This window comes from Prolinoborus fasciculus, from assembly GCF_056724605.1.
In genome coordinates this window covers 1-637 of sequence record NZ_JBWZQN010000167.1, presented here as the reverse complement: position 1 = coordinate 637, position 637 = coordinate 1, and the positions used below count along the sequence as shown (strand labels likewise).

1 protein-coding gene is annotated in these 637 nt (G+C 34.7%); it reads left to right on the top strand.

Going from position 1 to position 637, the window contains the following annotated elements; translation table 11 throughout:
- Positions 1-186: 186 nt before the first annotated feature.
- On the top strand, positions 187-330 hold the full coding sequence (locus AC1P5O_RS16760) for a transposase family protein (protein WP_431605765.1): 144 nt from the start codon (positions 187-189) through the stop codon (positions 328-330).
- Positions 331-637 lie beyond the last annotated feature (307 nt).

Genomic DNA, 637 nt, shown 5'->3' with positions numbered 1-637 from the left:
TGTACACAGTGCACTGGGTTATGTATCGCCTTTTGAGTTTGAAGCAATGTACTATGATAAGATTAACCCGTTAGGTCAGGTGGCCTAACTTAAATAAAAAAGTCTCCGACAAACCCGGTACGGTTCATTCCAAAAGAGGCTTTGATCCTTGCAGATAAAGGCTATTAGGAAATTTATACTGTATATGTGAATAGTCTGTTGCCATCAACAGCTAAACGGCACTATAAGTTGGATCCTGAACTTAAAATGTATAACCAAGAGATCAACAAAAGAAGAATCGGGATTGAGCACGTATTTGGTCGGCTTAAGACCTTTAAAATCCTGGCTTAACGTTACCGAAATAGAGGAAAAAGACTTGGTCTGAGATTTAGTTTAATCGTTGGAATTTATAATATGGAATTGAGTAGAAAATGACTTATGAAAGAGATCTAAGATAATGTTAATTTTAGCGAAGGATTGGCTAAATACTTATTTTAGATTAAGTAGAAAAATTTCTACAATAACATTACAAAATTATTAGGGCCTGTTGACATTTTCTGTTCAAAAAAATAGCGAGAAAGTAAAATTTAATCGCCAAACCAAATTTACTTCTCGCTATGCCTCGTACAATGCTGAATGATCAACACTGGTCTAAGTT